Origin of the sequence: Modicisalibacter luteus DSM 23508 (genome assembly GCF_000378505.1) — a bacterium.
GTDB lineage: Bacteria > Pseudomonadota > Gammaproteobacteria > Pseudomonadales > Halomonadaceae > Modicisalibacter > Modicisalibacter luteus.
Genome location: NZ_KB900015.1, coordinates 1 through 16,056, shown reverse-complemented (window position 1 = coordinate 16,056; position 16,056 = coordinate 1). Strand labels below are relative to the sequence as shown.

General features: G+C 57.9%; 15 protein-coding genes. 4 read left to right on the top strand and 11 right to left on the bottom strand.

The window, feature by feature from the left end; all coding sequences use genetic code 11:
• Together F568_RS0121215 and F568_RS0121210 are read right to left on the bottom strand one after the other, a co-directional pair.
• On the bottom strand, positions 1 to 1,401 hold a 1,401-nt coding region (locus F568_RS0121215; protein ID WP_019020764.1), incomplete at its 3' end, for an aldehyde dehydrogenase.
• Positions 1,402 to 1,489: 88 nt separating this feature from the next.
• Positions 1,490 to 2,320, bottom strand: a complete 831-nt coding sequence (locus tag F568_RS0121210) for a p-hydroxycinnamoyl CoA hydratase/lyase (RefSeq protein ID WP_019020763.1) — start codon at positions 2,318 to 2,320, stop codon at positions 1,490 to 1,492.
• A gap of 90 nt (positions 2,321 to 2,410) precedes the next feature.
• Between F568_RS0121210 and F568_RS0121205 the strand changes: the two genes are divergently transcribed.
• Complete coding sequence (locus tag F568_RS0121205) at positions 2,411 to 2,923, top strand: MarR family winged helix-turn-helix transcriptional regulator (RefSeq protein ID WP_229804360.1); 513 nt, start codon at positions 2,411 to 2,413, stop codon at positions 2,921 to 2,923.
• A gap of 40 nt (positions 2,924 to 2,963) precedes the next feature.
• Here the strand turns inward: F568_RS0121205 and F568_RS0121200 are convergent, their stop codons facing one another.
• The 5 genes from F568_RS0121200 to F568_RS0121180 all read right to left on the bottom strand — a co-directional run bounded on the left by F568_RS0121200 (position 2,964) and on the right by F568_RS0121180 (position 7,096).
• Complete coding sequence (locus tag F568_RS0121200; RefSeq protein WP_083933083.1) at positions 2,964 to 3,956, bottom strand: TRAP transporter substrate-binding protein; 993 nt, start codon at positions 3,954 to 3,956, stop codon at positions 2,964 to 2,966.
• Positions 3,957 to 4,066: 110 nt separating this feature from the next.
• Complete coding sequence (locus F568_RS0121195) at positions 4,067 to 4,543, bottom strand: DUF3237 domain-containing protein (RefSeq protein WP_019020760.1); 477 nt, start codon at positions 4,541 to 4,543, stop codon at positions 4,067 to 4,069.
• 12 nt (positions 4,544 to 4,555) lie between these two features.
• Entirely contained in the window at positions 4,556 to 5,875 is a 1,320-nt protein-coding gene (locus F568_RS0121190) for a TRAP transporter large permease (RefSeq protein ID WP_019020759.1), read from the bottom strand.
• Positions 5,875 to 6,456, bottom strand: a complete 582-nt coding sequence (locus F568_RS23580; protein WP_156817536.1) for a TRAP transporter small permease — start codon at positions 6,454 to 6,456, stop codon at positions 5,875 to 5,877. The genes F568_RS0121190 and F568_RS23580 overlap by 1 nt, the downstream gene beginning before the upstream one ends.
• A 136-nt stretch (positions 6,457 to 6,592) precedes the next feature.
• Complete coding sequence (locus F568_RS0121180; protein WP_019020757.1) at positions 6,593 to 7,096, bottom strand: MarR family winged helix-turn-helix transcriptional regulator; 504 nt, start codon at positions 7,094 to 7,096, stop codon at positions 6,593 to 6,595.
• A gap of 207 nt (positions 7,097 to 7,303) precedes the next feature.
• Here F568_RS0121180 and F568_RS0121175 point away from each other — a divergent pair, with 207 nt between their 5' ends.
• Positions 7,304 to 9,130 (top strand): feruloyl-CoA synthase, encoded by a 1,827-nt coding sequence (locus F568_RS0121175; protein WP_019020756.1) that lies wholly within the window; start codon positions 7,304 to 7,306, stop codon positions 9,128 to 9,130.
• A gap of 210 nt (positions 9,131 to 9,340) precedes the next feature.
• On the opposite strand, the gene F568_RS0121170 is transcribed toward F568_RS0121175, so the two are convergent.
• From F568_RS0121170 to F568_RS0121155, 4 genes are all read right to left on the bottom strand, one after another.
• Positions 9,341 to 10,558 (bottom strand): DcaP family trimeric outer membrane transporter, encoded by a 1,218-nt coding sequence (locus F568_RS0121170; RefSeq protein WP_019020755.1) that lies wholly within the window; start codon positions 10,556 to 10,558, stop codon positions 9,341 to 9,343.
• Positions 10,559 to 11,002: 444 nt separating this feature from the next.
• A complete protein-coding gene (locus F568_RS0121165; RefSeq protein ID WP_019020754.1) occupies positions 11,003 to 11,881 on the bottom strand; it encodes a DMT family transporter in 879 nt (292 codons plus the stop codon).
• A gap of 164 nt (positions 11,882 to 12,045) precedes the next feature.
• Positions 12,046 to 13,002, bottom strand: a complete 957-nt coding sequence (locus F568_RS0121160) for an AEC family transporter (RefSeq protein WP_019020753.1) — start codon at positions 13,000 to 13,002, stop codon at positions 12,046 to 12,048.
• Between the two features lie 171 nt (positions 13,003 to 13,173).
• Positions 13,174 to 13,965 (bottom strand): IclR family transcriptional regulator domain-containing protein, encoded by a 792-nt coding sequence (locus F568_RS0121155; RefSeq protein ID WP_019020752.1) that lies wholly within the window; start codon positions 13,963 to 13,965, stop codon positions 13,174 to 13,176.
• Between the two features lie 120 nt (positions 13,966 to 14,085).
• Between F568_RS0121155 and F568_RS0121150 the strand changes: the two genes are divergently transcribed.
• Both F568_RS0121150 and F568_RS0121145 read left to right on the top strand, forming a co-directional pair.
• Entirely contained in the window at positions 14,086 to 15,417 is a 1,332-nt protein-coding gene (locus F568_RS0121150; RefSeq protein ID WP_019020751.1) for a class-II fumarase/aspartase family protein, read from the top strand.
• A 166-nt stretch (positions 15,418 to 15,583) separates the two neighbouring features.
• Positions 15,584 to 16,056, top strand: a 473-nt coding sequence (locus F568_RS0121145) for a CoA transferase subunit A (RefSeq protein ID WP_019020750.1), incomplete at its 3' end; no start/stop codon positions are given.

Genomic DNA, 16,056 nt, shown 5'->3' with positions numbered 1-16,056 from the left:
CTCGGTGAACTCCTCGATCCCCGCCTTGCCGCCGAAACGCCCGTAACCGCTGGACTTGACCCCACCGAACGGCATCTGCGGCTCGTCATGCACGGTCGGTGCGTTGATGTGACAGATGCCCGACTCGATCTGCCCGGCCACGCGCATCGCCCGCGCCGTGTCACGGCTGAATACCGCCGCCGACAGGCCGTACTCGGTGTCGTTGGCCATGCGGATCGCCTCGGCCTCGTCGGCCACGCGCATCATCGCCACCACCGGCCCGAAGGATTCCTCGCGATACAGGCGCATGGCCTCGGTCACGCCATCGATCAGGGTCGGCTGCATGATCACGCCGTCGGCCTTGCCGCCCGAGGCCAGGCGCGCACCTTTCTCGAGGGCATCGTCGATCAGCGAGTTGAGCTTCTCGCCCGATTCGCGGTTGATCAGCGTGCCCAGCGCATTGCCCTCGCCACGCGGGTCGCCGGCACGCAGGCTGGCGGCCTTCGTCGCCAGCTTGTCGGCGAAGGCATCGGCGACGGCATCGACCACGATCAGGCGCTCGGTGGACATGCAGATCTGGCCCTGGTTGAAGAACGCCCCGAAGGCGGCCGCCTCGACTGCAGCATCCAGGTCGGCGTCGTCGAGCACCACGAAGGGCGCCTTGCCGCCCAGTTCGAGCAATACCGGCTTGAGCTGACGTGCCGCACGCTCGGCAATGATCCGCCCCACCGGGGTGGAGCCGGTGAAGTTGATGCGTCGCACCGCGGGGTGATCGATCAGCGCGCCGACCACCTCGGCAGCCTGCGCGGGGGCGTTGGTCACCACGTTGACGATCCCCTCGCCGAGCCCCGCCTCGATGAGTACCTCGCCAATCAGGTGGTGGGTTGCCGGGCACTGCTCCGAGGCCTTGAGGATCACCGTGTTGCCGCAGGCCAGTGGCGTGGCAATCGCCCGGGTGCCGAGGATGATCGGCGCGTTCCAGGGCGCGATGCCTACCACCACGCCGCACGGCACGCGCACGCCCATGGCCAGGTTGTCGGGCACATTGGAGGGAATCACGTCGCCGCTGATCTGGGTGGTGAGTGACGCGGCCTCGCGCAGCATGCCGGCGGCGACCATGACATTGAAGCCCGCCCAGCCCGGCGTCGCGCCGGTCTCGTCGACCATGCGTTCGATGAACTCGGCCTGGCGCGCTTCCATGAGTTCGGCGGCCTTGAGCAGCTTCATGCGTCGCTCGCCGGGGCCGGTCTTCGACCAGGCCGGGAAGGCACCGGCCGCGGCATCGGCGGCGGCTTGGGCATCCTCGACCGAGGCGGCCGCCGCTTGGGTCACGACCTCGCCGCTGAAGGGATTGGCGCGGTCGAAAGTAGTATGTTCCTGAGCTGGCCGTGGCTGGCCACCGATCAAGAGTTCAATGTTCATAGCAGCACTCCGGTTCAGACGGATGCAATTGTTGTGTGACGCTGCCGGGCACCCGCGTCAGACAGCGTCTCGTTAGGGGAGAGCGGGGTTAGCGGCGATAGCTTTCCAGCCCGGGCTTGATGCTCTTGTCATCCAGAAACTGTTTCAGACCCTGCTCGCGGCCATGCTCCGGATCCAGCAGTTGGGCCTGGTCCAATTTGGCGTACAGGTATTCTTCATTCTGTTCCCATGTCAGTTCACGGCATAGCTTGAAGCCGATCTTGGCTGCTCGCAGCACGACCGGGTTCTTGTCGCGCAAGGTTGCCGCCAGTTCGCGTGTGGTCTCGCGCAGTTGATCAAGAGGCACGCTGCGGTTGACGAGGCCCATGTCGGCAGCTTGGCGGCCGGTGAAGGTCTCGCCCGTCATGATGTAGTAAAGCGCTTGGCGATGGCCGACCGTATCCGCCATGGCCTTGCTGACCAGGTTGCCCGGCGGTATGCCCCAGTTGATTTCCGACAGGCCGAAAACGGCATCATCAGCGGCAATTGCCAGATCGCAGGCAACGAGCGGCGAGAAGGCGCCACCGAAGCACCAGCCGTTGACCATGGCAATGGTCGGCTTGGCGTAGTTACGCAGCAGTTTCCATTGCCAGGTCGATGCATCGCGCCGGACCTTGACCTGAACGATCTCGGGACTGGTGTCGATTTCGCGAAAATACTCCTTGAGGTCCATGCCCGCGGAAAACGACTCGCCTTCCCCGGTCAGGACGAGAACGTTGGCTTCCTCGTCGAGTTCGACTGTCTCTAGAACGTCGATCATCTCCCGGTTCAAGGTCGGGCTCATGGCATTGCGCTTGGCCGGACGGTTGAGAGTGACCCAGGCGATGCCGTCCTCGACGTCAACCTTCACGGTTTCCCAGCGATTCGTGTAGTCAGTCATAAAGTTACCTGTCAATTTAATATCAAGTAGGTTGATGTTTACCTGATCTATCTTAGTGCGCTACTCTGCGCTTGAAAAGAGGAAGCTCCCATGAAAAAAGACTTAAATATCGGGTCCGCTGGCCCAGACAAGTCCGCTGGCCCAGACAAGACAGGCGAGACAGATATGCCGCCTGTGAGAGTGGCCTACCTTATTGGCCGGCTTGACCGAGCGTTGCGGAAGCATATCGGCGATGCGGTTCGGCCCCTGGGGCTGACCATGCAGCAATACACGGCGCTGTCGGTATTGGCGAAGCGAAGCCCGCTATCCAACGCCCAGTTGGCCGACAAGTCTCTGGTATCGCCGCAGGCGGCCAACGAAATGGTCAAAGTCATGGAGCAGAAAGGGCTCGTCGAACGGGAGCCTGATCCCAACCATGGGCGTATCATACTGATCAACCTGACCCAGGAGGGTCGGCGCATTCTCGCGGAATGCGATCAGGCGACCCTGGCGCTGGAGGACTGCATGATGGAAGACATGAGCCACTCGCAACGACTCTCTTTTCAGCATCATCTCAAAGCCTCCCTGAAAGCCTTGGGAGCCGGTCTGATCGAGGCAGACTGACTCGCACCGGGCGTTCATTCATACCGGTGCGAGCGTACCTTTAATTTCCGGTATGCTTCAGAATCAGTTGGTTGGCATCGTCGTAGAGTTGCTGGCCATTGAGTCCTGCTTCATTGGCTTCGGTGATCCATTCGTCGACGATTTCCTGACCGATGGCCTGCCAGCGCTGAGTCTCTTCTTCGCTCAGACGATGAATCGTGCCGGGCTGTTCGCCGCTCTCTATCTTGTGGATCTGTTCGAGATCGGCATCATCCATGATCTTGCCAATCTTGTAGGCCTCCTGGATCCCTGAGTGGGCATCGATGACGGCTTTCAGGTCGTCGGGCAGCGCATCGTACTTGGCCTGGTTCATGGCCACGATCATCATTGTGGTATATAGCGCGCGGTCACCGCTGAACATGGTGTGTTCTGTCGTGATATCGGCCAGCCCCATAGCGGTGATCGCTTCGAAAGGAATGACCGTACCATCCAGCACACCTCGGGATAGCGCTTCCAGCGCCTGAGCGACCGGCATGCCTATCGGTTGAGCGCCGAGCTTGGCCAGGTATTTGTTGACCAGCCGACTGGGCCCGCGGATCTTGAGGCCCTTGACATCTTCCAGCGATTCGATGGGGGTGTCCTTGGTATGCATGGCACCAGGACTATGGGTGTGTACGGCGATGGGATGCACGCCGGCGAGTTCGTCCTGCATATGTTGCATGGCGTACTCGTGCGCTGCCTGGCTGGTTGCGGCACCTGTGGTTGGAAGAAAAGGCAGGTCGAAGACTTCTGCCTTCGGGAACCTACCCGAGTTATAACCGAGCACTGTCCATATTATGTCTGCCTGGCCATCCTTGGCCTGATCGTAAAGCGAAGGAGGGGTGCCGCCCAATTGCATTGACGGAAAGAGCTCAACCTTTAAACGGCCGTCTGATTCTTCCTCGACGGCATTTTTCCACGGAACAAAGTATTGCTGATGAACGGGAGCGGAAGGCGGAAAGAAGTGATGCAGCCTCAGCGTATAACTTTCTTCTTGTGCATGGGTAGAAGGCATCCAATAAAAAAGTGAAGAAAGCGTAAGCGTTAATATCGCTTTTCTTGTCAGTTTTCTCAGGGCGAGCGTGCGCATTGTTATATGCTCCGTCGAGTTAAATATATTGTTGTTTAGTTGACCGCAAAGATATTGATGATAACGCTGTCTGGCATCCTTTCTGCATCACCGATGAATATCGTTCTATTGAGCCAGTCGTAACTTTTACTTGCAGTTTGCAATCGTGGCGTCGTCTGAAAATAGTATTCCTCTGGCGACACTGGCTCTCCATTGAGTAATCGTTCCATGACGGGCGGCGAGGCATGTCGATAGCCGGTATTGGTCACTTCTATAAGATCGCCCTCATGCGTTTCCATGAAATAGCGTGCCTCGAGTACAGCAACACCGTCTTGTCGCAGGGTCTGCCAGTCTCCGCCTCCCGAGAGAATGCGTCCGCTCAGGCCAGGACCTGAAAAGCTGCCTCCGGTGATGGGAATGAAGCGGCGGCGGCCTTCCTGGGTGTTACCGAGTTCGAGCACTGCATCGACCTCGACCTGCAGACGAGTGACGAACTCCAATGTGGGGTAGCGCTGCGAAGTGGCAGTGGACATGTCGAGTACTCCTCAATACAGGAAATAAACGAACCAGAGCGTGATCGCCGGGAAGCTGACAAGCAGGATGACCCGTACGATATCCGCGGCCAGAAAGGGCAGGATCCCCTTGAAGATTTCTATTAACGGGACGCGTGGCGCCATGGAATGGATGATGAAGATGTTGAGACCGACCGGAGGGGTGATCATGCCGACCTCAACGACCACCAGTGACAATATACCGAACCAGATAGCGACGTCGGATGCGGGCATGCCGAAATCCATCCCCATCATGATGGGCAGAAAGATTGGCACGGTCAGAAGGATCATGGACAGGCTATCCATGAAACATCCCAGCACCAGATAACAGAGCAGGATCCCCGCCAGGATGATCCAGGGGCTAATTTCCAGGCCAACGATCCAGCCGGCGGTCATTTGTGGCAGCTGCGTCAGGGCCAGGAAACTGTTGAATATACTGGCACCCAGCACGATAAAGAAGATCATGGCAGAGGTAATGGCCGTTTCCAGCAGGCAGTCCCGCAACCCCTGCCAGCGTAAGCCTCCCTGGATGAACGCCAGCGCCCCCGTCGCGACTGCCCCTACGGCAGCAGCTTCGGTCGGCGTGAAAACGCCGGTATAAATCCCTCCAATGACAAGAATGAAAATGGCGGCACCTGGCCAGACCCGTGCTAGAGAACGGAATCTATCCTTCAGGGCGGTTTTGGGCTTGCTGGGGGCGCTATCAGGAAATAAACGGACAAACAGAGAGATCGCCAGCATGTAACTGAGTGCGGCGAATATGCCGGGCACGAGAGCGGCGGCAAACATCTCGTTAATGTTCTGCTCGGCGAGAATAGCGTAGATGACCAGCACCACTGAGGGGGGGATCAGGATGCCCAGTGTACCGCCTGCCGCCAACGAGCCTGTCGCCAAGCTGCCGCGATAGCCCTGTCGCTCCATTTCCGGCAGCGCAACCTGCGTCATGGTCGCGGCTGTTGCCAGCGAGGAACCGCAGATGGCGCCGAAAGCGCCGCAAGCGCCAATCGTCGACATGGCAAGACCGCCCCTAAGATGCCCCAGCCAGTCATTGGCTGCCTGGAACATGCTGCGCGAGAGACCCGCTCGTGCTGCAAACTGACCCATCAACAGAAAAAGAGGGATGATCGATAGGGTGTGGCTGGAAAAGTGCTCGTAGGGCAGAGTCTTGAGGCCGTTCAAGATACCCATCGGGCCCATGATTACCATGGAGCCGGCAGCACCAATAACCAGCATGGCCAAGCCTATCGGTATACGTGCGCCCATCAGCGTGAGCAGCAGAGCAAATCCGCCTACTCCCAAGGCCATAGGTGTCATCACGCGTCTCCCACTTGAGTGTCGTTGTTATGACTTGCGGACAAGGACGAGATCGAACGGTAAAGACAAACCAGGGTCAGGAGGGCGAAACCCACGATACCAGCGGCATAGCCCCACCACAGGGGAATACCCAGCAGCATGCTGGTTTCCATATAGCGTTGTTTGTCCAACAGGCCGTGATACAAGCGCCAAGTCATGATGGCCGAAACGACCGTGAACAGCACTTCGGCGAGTACAGCCGTTGCTCGTTGAATCACTTGGGGGGCATGCATGACGATCAAGTCCACCGTGACGTGGCCCCCGCGAAGGTGGCAATAAGGCAGAAACAGGAAGATCGCCGTTGCCGTGCCCATTTCGACCAGCTCATAGTCACCGGTGACGGGGCCTATCCAGTCGAGAAAAGGTAGCGAACTGACATAGGGAAGACTGGCTATCCATCGTCCAGCAATGCTGCAGACGGTCATGATGGCTAGTGCTGCGATCAATAGACCGCCGAGGATGGCTGCTGCTTGGCAGCACCTTTCCAGAAGGCGCCGCACGGATGCCGTGTCGGCTTTTTGTGTCATCGTTGAACCGCTCATGATTGTTCTTGATCACCTTGTGAGGCTGGGACAGCGAAACGGTCAAGTTATGATTAGTTGCTTACTATAATTAATTTTCCATCTGATCACTTGCAAGCGGGAAAGCGGCAAACTGGTGCAAATTGCGGCTAAAGGATTAGCCTTCGCCGTGAGCAGGGGCGTAGATCTTGCGCAACAGCATGAGCAGCTGGCGTCGCTCGATTTCGCTCAATGCCTGGGTTGCTGCCAGGTCACTCTGGCTCGATAGTTCCTTGAGCTTGTCGACCAGCGCTTCGCCCTGTTTGGTGAGAAAAATGCCGTGTGAACGTCGATCACGTTTACAACGAACCCGCATGGCCAGGCCTCTTTCCTCAAGGCTGTTCACTAGGTTAACGACTCGTGGAGGATCGATAGCCAGGGTCTGGGCAAGACTGGATTGCGTCACGCCGGGATAGCCTTCAATTACCACAAGAGAAGAGAATTGCGCAGGGCGAATGTTGTGCTCACGCATGGCTTCGTCGAAATGCTTGAACACCTTGAGCTGTGCGCGTCGAAGGGCATAGCCAAGGCGCTCTTCGAGTATCAGGCCATCCACGGGCCCGGTCACAAGGTCTTCAAGTGAAGCTTGACGGATCGAGGTTTCGTTATCGGAAGGATGCATGACGGGGTTCTTTCTCCTCAAGGATCACTTTAGTTAGTTGGTATACATAACTTTTCTTCGGTAAGCCAGCGTCAATTTCGTTCCTAGGCCGTATGTTAGTTAGCCTAAAGTCTCACCTCGGTAACCTAGCAAGAAAAATGGTTGGAGTTTATAACTAACTGACTCTGGCTTCAGGCATAAAGCCTATTGTTTTGGATGGAGCACGCCATGCCGCCTGAAAATGGCAGAATGCTGGATAACAACACCAAAAGAGACCCGAATGGCGAGATCTATCGGTTGGATAATGGCACGATAGGCAACTATCCACGTTGCATGACCGAACGTCTCCTGCTCTGGGCTGAGGCGCGTCCGAACAGTATCTTTCTGGCTCAGCGAGAGGGGGATGAGCGTCGCTGGAAAAACCTGACGTTCGACGAGGCAGCCTCTTTAATGCTGAGGCTCTCCCAAGCATTGCTCGATCATGGCTTATCTGTTGAAAGGCCATTGATGGTCATGTCTGGAAACGATATCCAACACGCGCTGCTGGCGTGCGCGGCTATGCACGTGGGGATTCCCTATGTACCGGTGTCACCTTCATACGCTTTGCTGGCCAGTGACTATGCCAAATTGCGTTACGTTTGTGACCTGGTCACGCCGGGCATGGTCTTCGTGGATGATGAGACGCGCTTTGCCACCGCCCTGGAAGCCGTATGTGGCGGAGATATCGCCATCGTGTCGACGCATGTCTCGGCTCGGGCTCGGGCTTTCTCATCACTCGCTGAAACGCAACTCAGTGGAGACAAGGTAGAGCGGGCGCATGCCAGTGTATCGCCCGACAGCGTAGCCAAGCTCCTGTTCACTTCCGGGTCGACCGGCATGCCCAAGGCGGTTATCAATACCCAGCGCATGTTGTGCAGCAATCAAGCGATGCTGGCACAACAGTTGCCCTTCCTGCAGCAGGAAACGCCTGTACTGGTAGATTGGCTACCTTGGCATCATACGTTTGGGGGCAACACCATTTTGGGCATGGCCATACATAATGGCGGCTCGCTTTACATCGATGACGGCAGTCCGACGCCTCAAGGGGTACAGAGGACTGTCGATAATCTTCGCGAGATCTCGCCCACCTTCTATTGCAACGTTCCCAAGGGGTTCGAGGCGCTAGTCGACCATCTTCGCAAGGACGACACCTTGAGGTCGTCTTTCTTCCAGCGCCTGGAAATGATGCATTTCGGTGGCGCCGTCCTGCCAGCGCATGTCAGGAAAGCACTCGACGATTTGGGGTACGCTGAGACCGGCCAGCGGATTCCGATGTTGACGGGGCTTGGCTCGACGGAAGCCTGTCTGGCGTTCTGTACTGATGATGATTCAGCCATCTCCGGTCTGGTGGGGCGGCCGGTGCCGGGCATGCAGGTAAAGCTCGTTCCGTCCGGCAATAAATGGGAAGCGCGCCTCAAGGGGCTCAATGTGACGCCGGGTTATTGGCGAGCACCGGATAAGACGGCTGAGGCCTTCGATGAAGAAGGGTACTACTGTACCGGAGACGCCATGCGCTTCATCGATCCGCAAAGACCCGAAAGCGGTCTGATCTTTGATGGGCGGCTCAGCGAAAACTTCAAGTTGATAACGGGAACCTGGGTCAATGTCGGTGTCTTGCGCTTGCAGGTCATCGAAGATCTGGCCCCTGTCGTGCAGGATGTCGTCATCATCGGCGAGGGGCAGGGGTATCTGACGGGCTTCGTGGTCTTGAATCCGGCAGGTTGTGCCCAGCAGCTGGGTGCCGGGCCTGATCAAGACGTGGCGACTCTGTCACATAGCCCGGCGTTACGTGACTTCCTGATGGAGCGGCTGACTGCCCATCGCCAAGGTAAATCAAGCTCCATGCGTCTTGAGCGCTTGCTGGTACTTGATTTCCCTCTCTCCTTCGATAAAGGCGAAGTCACGGATAAAGGCTCTGTCAACCAACGTCAGGTCCGCGAAAGCTATCCGGACTTGATTGACGAACTGTACGCTAACTCCCCATCACGTCGCGTGATTCTGCCTATCGAAACCTAGGCCGCACTCTATAGTTAACCCGAGCAAGGGGGACGTTAGCGTCCCCTCTTTTTATTCCGTCTGGCTTTTAACTCGATATTGTCATGCCTGAGGTTATTGATACATTTAAAGATGTATCAACAAAATTGCTGCCTTTATCCATATGCTGAAAAAAGACTGGCCCCGAAGGGCCAGTGCAAGATCGAAAGCCAGACAAGAACAACGGTCACCTTAGAAGTGGAACAGGGCGCTTGCCATCAAGCGACTAGCATCCACCGATTCGCCCGCCACGTTTTCGACATCGGCGTATTGATATTCCAGGCCGAGCGTCACGCGATTGGTGACATCCCATAGGGTGTTGGCGAATGCATAATCGACCGTGTCGAAGTTGCTATCGTAGGCACCTTCGTCTGGCAGGTCCTGGGTCAGGCGAGAATAACCGATGGAGCTGAACCAGTCGGCTGTCCAGTTGTGGTTAAGCGAAACGCCGAAACCCAGTGTATCAATCGATTCCAGTTCCCCATCTTCTAGATAGACATCAGGAGCACTACGGTGTCCGGTGTTGCCGGGGTTGCCCATGTAGTTTCCGATACCGCTACCATAGGTCACGCTACCGTTGAGCTTGGTCGCTGCGCCTAGCGGTAGGCTGGCTTGTGCCTGCACACCGTAACCGGTCGTACTGTCATCCACTGAGGAAACGTTGCCGTTGCTTGCCAACTCGCGCACGACACCCGATAGAGCCAGGGCACGCTTGTATTCATAACGTACTGTCAGATCGGGCAATTGGCTTTCGGCACTCGCCAGTCCATCGGCCTGACGGGCAATGACCGTTTCGGAGTCCTCCAGCGCGAACGACAGTGCACCTGCGCCAACCTGCGTCGTGTAGCGAACTTGGGGGCTGCGGTCGAATGAGTAGCCTTTTGGGTCACCAAGTGCGAGGGTGCGTGTGCCACCTACGAAGCTCATGAAGTTGGACCAGGTCTGGCCAGCCAAGAACCCGTTGAGCTCGCCATAGGCGTGGCGCAGGCCGAAATCACCGTTGGGCATGAAATGCCCTTCGAGAAAGGTAGTCAGGACGCCGTAATCGGTTGCGGTATGTGTGCGGAAATTCAAGCGCGATTCGTAGGCGGTGAACTGTGCTCTGCCGTCGGTTTCATAGGGCTCAGGGGTCAGTAGGGTAAAGGGATCCGTTCCTGCGTCATTGGGACCAGTTAGGTCATAATCGAAGTCATACATCATATCCAGTTTGACGTAACCGCCAAATGCGATATCGGTCTTGGTGCCGGGAATATTAATTGTCGTACGATGGTTCCAAGGAGGGCCGACACGACTGGGCTCGCCGGTCACTATGGGTTGGCCCGCCTCGACAACGTCGAAGGAGTACGCCTGCGCGGCGAAGAAGCAAGGCGAAAGCAGGATACATGCAGTTATTTTATTGAGTTTGAACATCGATGGTTCCCTTGAACTTGTTGTATGCGGAGCTAGACGTTATTTATTTTGTTCGCTTTGCGAACAAATATTCGCAAAGTCTTTAAACTATGCAACTAGTTCCTTGGAAAGTCATTCCTCCAAAAGTCTCAATTGAGAGAATTTTAACTTTGCTTTTGCTGAGGCAGGCTTGGCTCTTTTGAATGGGAAGGTACGCTCCTCTGATTTTTATAGAGGGCATTCGTGACAAGGATGAGCTGGTTAATTCCCTCTCAGAACTGTTTGGTAAGCTGGATGATAATATTTCGGTGGTTGGTGATACGTTTTTCTTATGTTGAGCTACCGGTAGCCAAGAATGTTGAACTAACGTCCATTGCTCGGGGTGAAGCAATGAGTGTTAGTGCCTTTATAAAGTGTGTGGACTGTTGTTACTTCAATGTGGCTAGAAAATAGCGTTTAACTTCATCAGCGCCGCCGTGTTGCGATATACAGCCCCGCCGCGACGATCAGGATGGCACCCAAATAGGTGTTTAGGCTTGGTACGTCGCCGAACAGAAGGAAACCGAATAGCGACGACCAGATGAGCTGGGCGTAGAGGAAGGGAGAAGCGAGGGAGGCAGGCGCGAAGCGCATGGCCTGGATCAGACCGAACTGGCTACCGGCGCCGAGCACGCCGATACCGAGGAAAAGCCAGAGGTCGTGGGTAGCAATCGGCGTCCAGAAGAAGGGCACGACGAGACTGCTGATCAGGGCGCCCGCCAGGCCGGCATAGAATAGTGAGGTCAATGGCGCATCCGAGCGGCCGAAGCGCCGAGTGCTCAATTGATAGAGCGAGAAGCAGAAAGCCATACCGAAGGGGTAAAGCAGCACTGGGTCGCTGCGCCAGTCGGTGGGGCCGATGGCGATGATTACGCCAATGAAGCCGAGCAGTACGGCGGCGCCGCGCTTGATATCGAGCGCTTCACCGAGCAGTGGTACTGCCAGTAAGGTAACCAGCAGCGGTGAGGTGAAGTTGACCACATGCACCTGCAGCAGTGGTAACTGGGCAAGTGCGGCGTAGGCGAACGTGCTTGCGGCCAGCAGCATCACCCCGCGCAGGAACTGGCCCGGAATCGATTCGGAAATCAGCAGCTTCTTGCCGGCTCCACCGCGATAAAGGAAGTACACGGCGATGACGGCAATATGGCCGGTGAAGCGCGCCCAGACGACCTGTACCGAGGAATAATCCTGGCCGAGGGCCTTGGCCATTGAATCGAGCAGGACGAAGAGCAGGCCTGCGATAAGCATGAAACCGATGCCCAGCAGAGGGCGGTCGTTATGAAGTGCCACGGTTCCATTGGCCATGCGTTCCTCGGGGGCTTGGACACACCGTCATGAATACAGCATGTCACGGAAGGTCATTAACTCGCTAACGCTACGCGGCTTACGAACAGCTGGTCAATCGTACCGGGCGGCTTCCTTTAAAAAATAGCTTCTCTCACGCTTATCAAATGGGCACCAGCGGCCCGTTACCCGGCAAAACCGAATAGCTCGAAGAAGGTGACGATCCAGATAACGGCGCTAATGGTGATAAAAGACACCAATGTCGTGCCCATCAATGCCGCAGTGCAGAGTTCCGGATGCCCGTATCGCTGGCCGAAGATGGGATAAACGCTGAGCATCGGCGCGCTGGCGAAGACGACGGCCGCCACGGCCAGGGCCGGATCGAAATCCGGCAGGGCCAGGAAAACCAGCAGCACGGCCAGTGGATGTACGACGAGCTTGCCGAAGGCGATCTGACTGACATCCTTGCGCATGCCACGGGTACGTAACCCGTACAATGTGCCGCCGATCACGAACAGGGCAGTGGGTGCCGCGGCGGTGGCCAGCATGTCGACCGCCTTGAATAACGGGGCGGGCAGTGAAACATCCAGAATGGCGATAGCCATGCCGAGCAGAATGGCAATGATGATCGGATTGCGGCTCAGGCGGCTGACGGATTGCCGCATAGCGGCACCGAACGAGGCACCGCCCTGCGAGCCCGCTTCTGCCAGGGCCAGGGCCAAAGGAATGATCAGCAGGTTCTCGATGACCATGTTGAGCGCCATGGCGATGACAGCAGGCGAGCCCACTACCAGTGCGGCGACAGGGTAGCCGACGAAACCGCTGTTGGCGCCTGACATGCCCAAGGCATACAGCGAGGCAACATCGAGAGGCTTGCGGCGTATGCGCAACGCGAACGTCAAAGCGGCAGCAAAGACAATGACCGAGGCGAGCCCATATCCCAGCAGATAATAGCCATTGAAGGTTTCCTCCACTGGACGCTGAATCAGGGCGCGGATGATCAGGGCCGGCAGAGCGAAGTTGATGACGAAAGCGCCCAACCCTTGGATCTGGGGCTTGGCAATGAGTCGGGTGGCTACGGCGAAATAGCCGACGCCGATCAACAGGAAAATAGGAGCGGTAATCGAAACGATGGCAAGCACGGCACGTCCTTGGGCTGACGATAAGGCGTTCAACCGCTGCCATTGGCGGTGAACGTTAGTCCAATCGTGGCGGAACGTGATTAGTGAAAAAGCCGTTCGATCAGGCTGCCGACCACGACTCTATATGGATGGCGAGGCGCTACAAACAACGTTCCGGAAAACTCGGTCGGCTCAGGTTACCTGCATCTGGATCTGGTGAGTCTTCTCCTGCAGCAGCGGCAGGAATTCGTCAGTTAACGTCTCCAGATCAATGCGCGCGGCATTGGTGCTGATGTTGATGGCGCCCAGTAGCTTGCCGTTGGCATCGAAAGCCGGCACCGCCAGCGAACGCAATCCGGAATCGAGTTCCTGATCGACGATGCAGTAGCCCTGACGACGGACCTCGGCCAGGCACTCGCGCAATGCCTGCCTGTCGGTAATGGTGAGCTCGGTGTAGGACTTCAGTTCGGTTCTCTCGAGCAGGGCCTCGCGCTCGTCGTCGGGCAGGTAGGCCATCAGCACGCGACCCATCGAGGTCGCCACGGCAGGCAGGCGGGTACCGACCGATAGGGTGATGGCCATCAACCGGTGTGGCGCCGAGGAACGTGCGACATATATCACCTCGTTGCCGTCGAGCACGCCGAGGGACGAGGATTCGCCCAGCGTTTGGGTAATGTCCTCCAGGTGCTGCTGGATCACCGAGCGGTAATTGTTGGACGACAGGTAGGCATAACCCAGTTGCAGTGCCTTGGGGGCCAGCTCGAAGTGGCGGTTCTGCTTGCGCACGTAGCCAAGGGAGTGAAGCGTAAGCAGAAAGCGCCGGGCGCGGGCACGGTTCATGCCGGTCTTGGCCGCGACCTCGCTCAACGTCATGCGCGGCGTGTCGCTATCGAACGCCAGAATCACATCGAGGCCACTGGCCAGGGCTGTCACGAAGTCCCGGTCGTCAGGGCTGAGAATCTCGTCTTTCGGTTGCGTCGACATTGCGGCGCCATCCTTATTGTCACGTTGCTCCAATGCAGGAAATGACTCTAGCATAGAGTTCGTTTAGCGAACATCTGTGCACCATTGCACTTTAGATGAGCTTGCCAAGGGAGAAATCGCATGTATGACCTGCTGTTACGTCAGCCTTTCATGAGCGGGGCTGGCTTGGAAGCCACCCGTGCCCAGGCGCTGGTCACCGCCATGCTCGAGGTGGAACTGGCATTGGCGGCCGAACAGGAAGCCCGTGGGCTATTGCCCGAGGGCACCGCCGACGCGCTGCAGATGCATCTCGCCGATGACGTATTCGACATGCAGGCACTGGCCGACGAAACCGTCAAGGGTGGCAACGCCGCGATTCCCTTCGTCAAGCAAGCCAAGGCGGCGCTGCCCGACGAGCTCAAGCGCCATTTTCACAAGGGTGCCACCAGCCAGGACATCATCGACAGCGCCTTGATGGTGTTGCTCAAGCCCCGTCTCGAGCGGTGTCTGTCGCTGCTGGCCCAGACACGGGCGGCGGGCTGCACGCTAATGAATGCCCATCGCGATACTGCCATGGTTGGGCGCACTCTGATGCAGCAGGCGCTGCCGATCACCTTTGGCGCCAAGGTCGCCAACTGGCTATGGGGGCTGCACCAGGCCGAGCGCCGCCTGAGTGATGTGGTGGCCAACGGCCTGTACGTGCAGTTGGGGGGAGCAGTCGGTGTGCATTCGGGGCTCAACGAGCATGGCCTGCCGTTGATGGATGGCCTGGCGGTCCGGCTCGGATTGAGTGCGCCGCTGCTGCCCTGGCACACCGACCGACAGCCGGTCCTCGCGCTTGCCGGGGCGCTGGATGCCGTTGCTGTCGGGGCCGAGAAGATCGCGCTCGATATCGCGCTGATGTGCCAGACCGAAGTGGGCGAGCTCAGCGAGCCGGCCGAGGCGGGGGTCGGTGAGTCATCATCGATGCCACACAAGCGCAACCCGGTGGCCTGCGCACGCATTCGTGCCGCTGCACGTCAGGTCCATGGCAATGCAGGAGTCATCGCCAACGCCGCCGCCCAACCGCTTGAGCGGGGGCTGGGTGAGTGGCATGCCGAGTGGGCCCCGCTGATGGACAGCGTGCTGCTGCTCGAAGGCGTGCTGGAAACTCTGGCCACGCTGCTCGGTGGGCTGGAAGTGCATGCCGAGGCCATGCAGCGCAACTTGGCGGTAACCGGTGGCGCGATCATGGCCGAACCCGCCGCCCGGGTACTGGTCCCGGCGGTGGGCAGCGACACTGCCAAGCGTATCGCCCGAGAGGCCTCCGAAACGGCCCGCGTACAAGGGCGCCCTTATGCCGATGTCCTTCTCGAACACACCGATGTGGCCGGTAAGGTCGATGAGGCAGCGCTGCGCGATGCGGTACGCCCGGAATTATACATTGGTAGCAGTCACGCTCAGGTCGAACGTGTCCTTAACGCGCTCAAGTAAACAGTAAGTTACTGTTTTTAATTGGCTAAACCTGATTGACAGGGCCGGAGTCACTCGCCGGCCCGCTATTGCTGTGATTTGACGTCGGCGCTAGACCTGTTTAATTTTGTTCGTATCACAAACCTGTGTTCACATTGCGAACAATAGCGTTGAGAGAGGCAAGACCATGGCCGAATTTCTCAGCCTGCATGACGCGGTAGCGCGCTACGTCGAGGACGGCGCCACCGTGGCCATGGAGGGCTTCACCCACCTGATCCCCTTTGCAGCGGGTCACGAGATTATCCGCCAGGGCAAACGCGACCTGACGCTGATCCGCATGACGCCCGACTTGATCTATGACCAGCTCATCGGGGCCGGTTGCGTGAAGAAACTGATTTTCTCGTGGGGGGGCAATCCCGGTGTGGGCTCGCTGCATCGCCTGCGCGACGCCGTGGAGAAAGGCTATCCGCGCAAGGTCGAGATTCTCGAGCACAGTCACGCCACCATGGCCTGCGCCTACGAGGCGGGTGCCGCTGGCTTGCCGCTGGCAGTGCTGCGTGGCTACATCGGCAGTGACCTGCCCAAGGTCAATGACCAGATCAAGTTCATCGAGTGCCCATTCACCGGCGAGCGCCTGGCCGCGGTGCCATCGATCCGCCC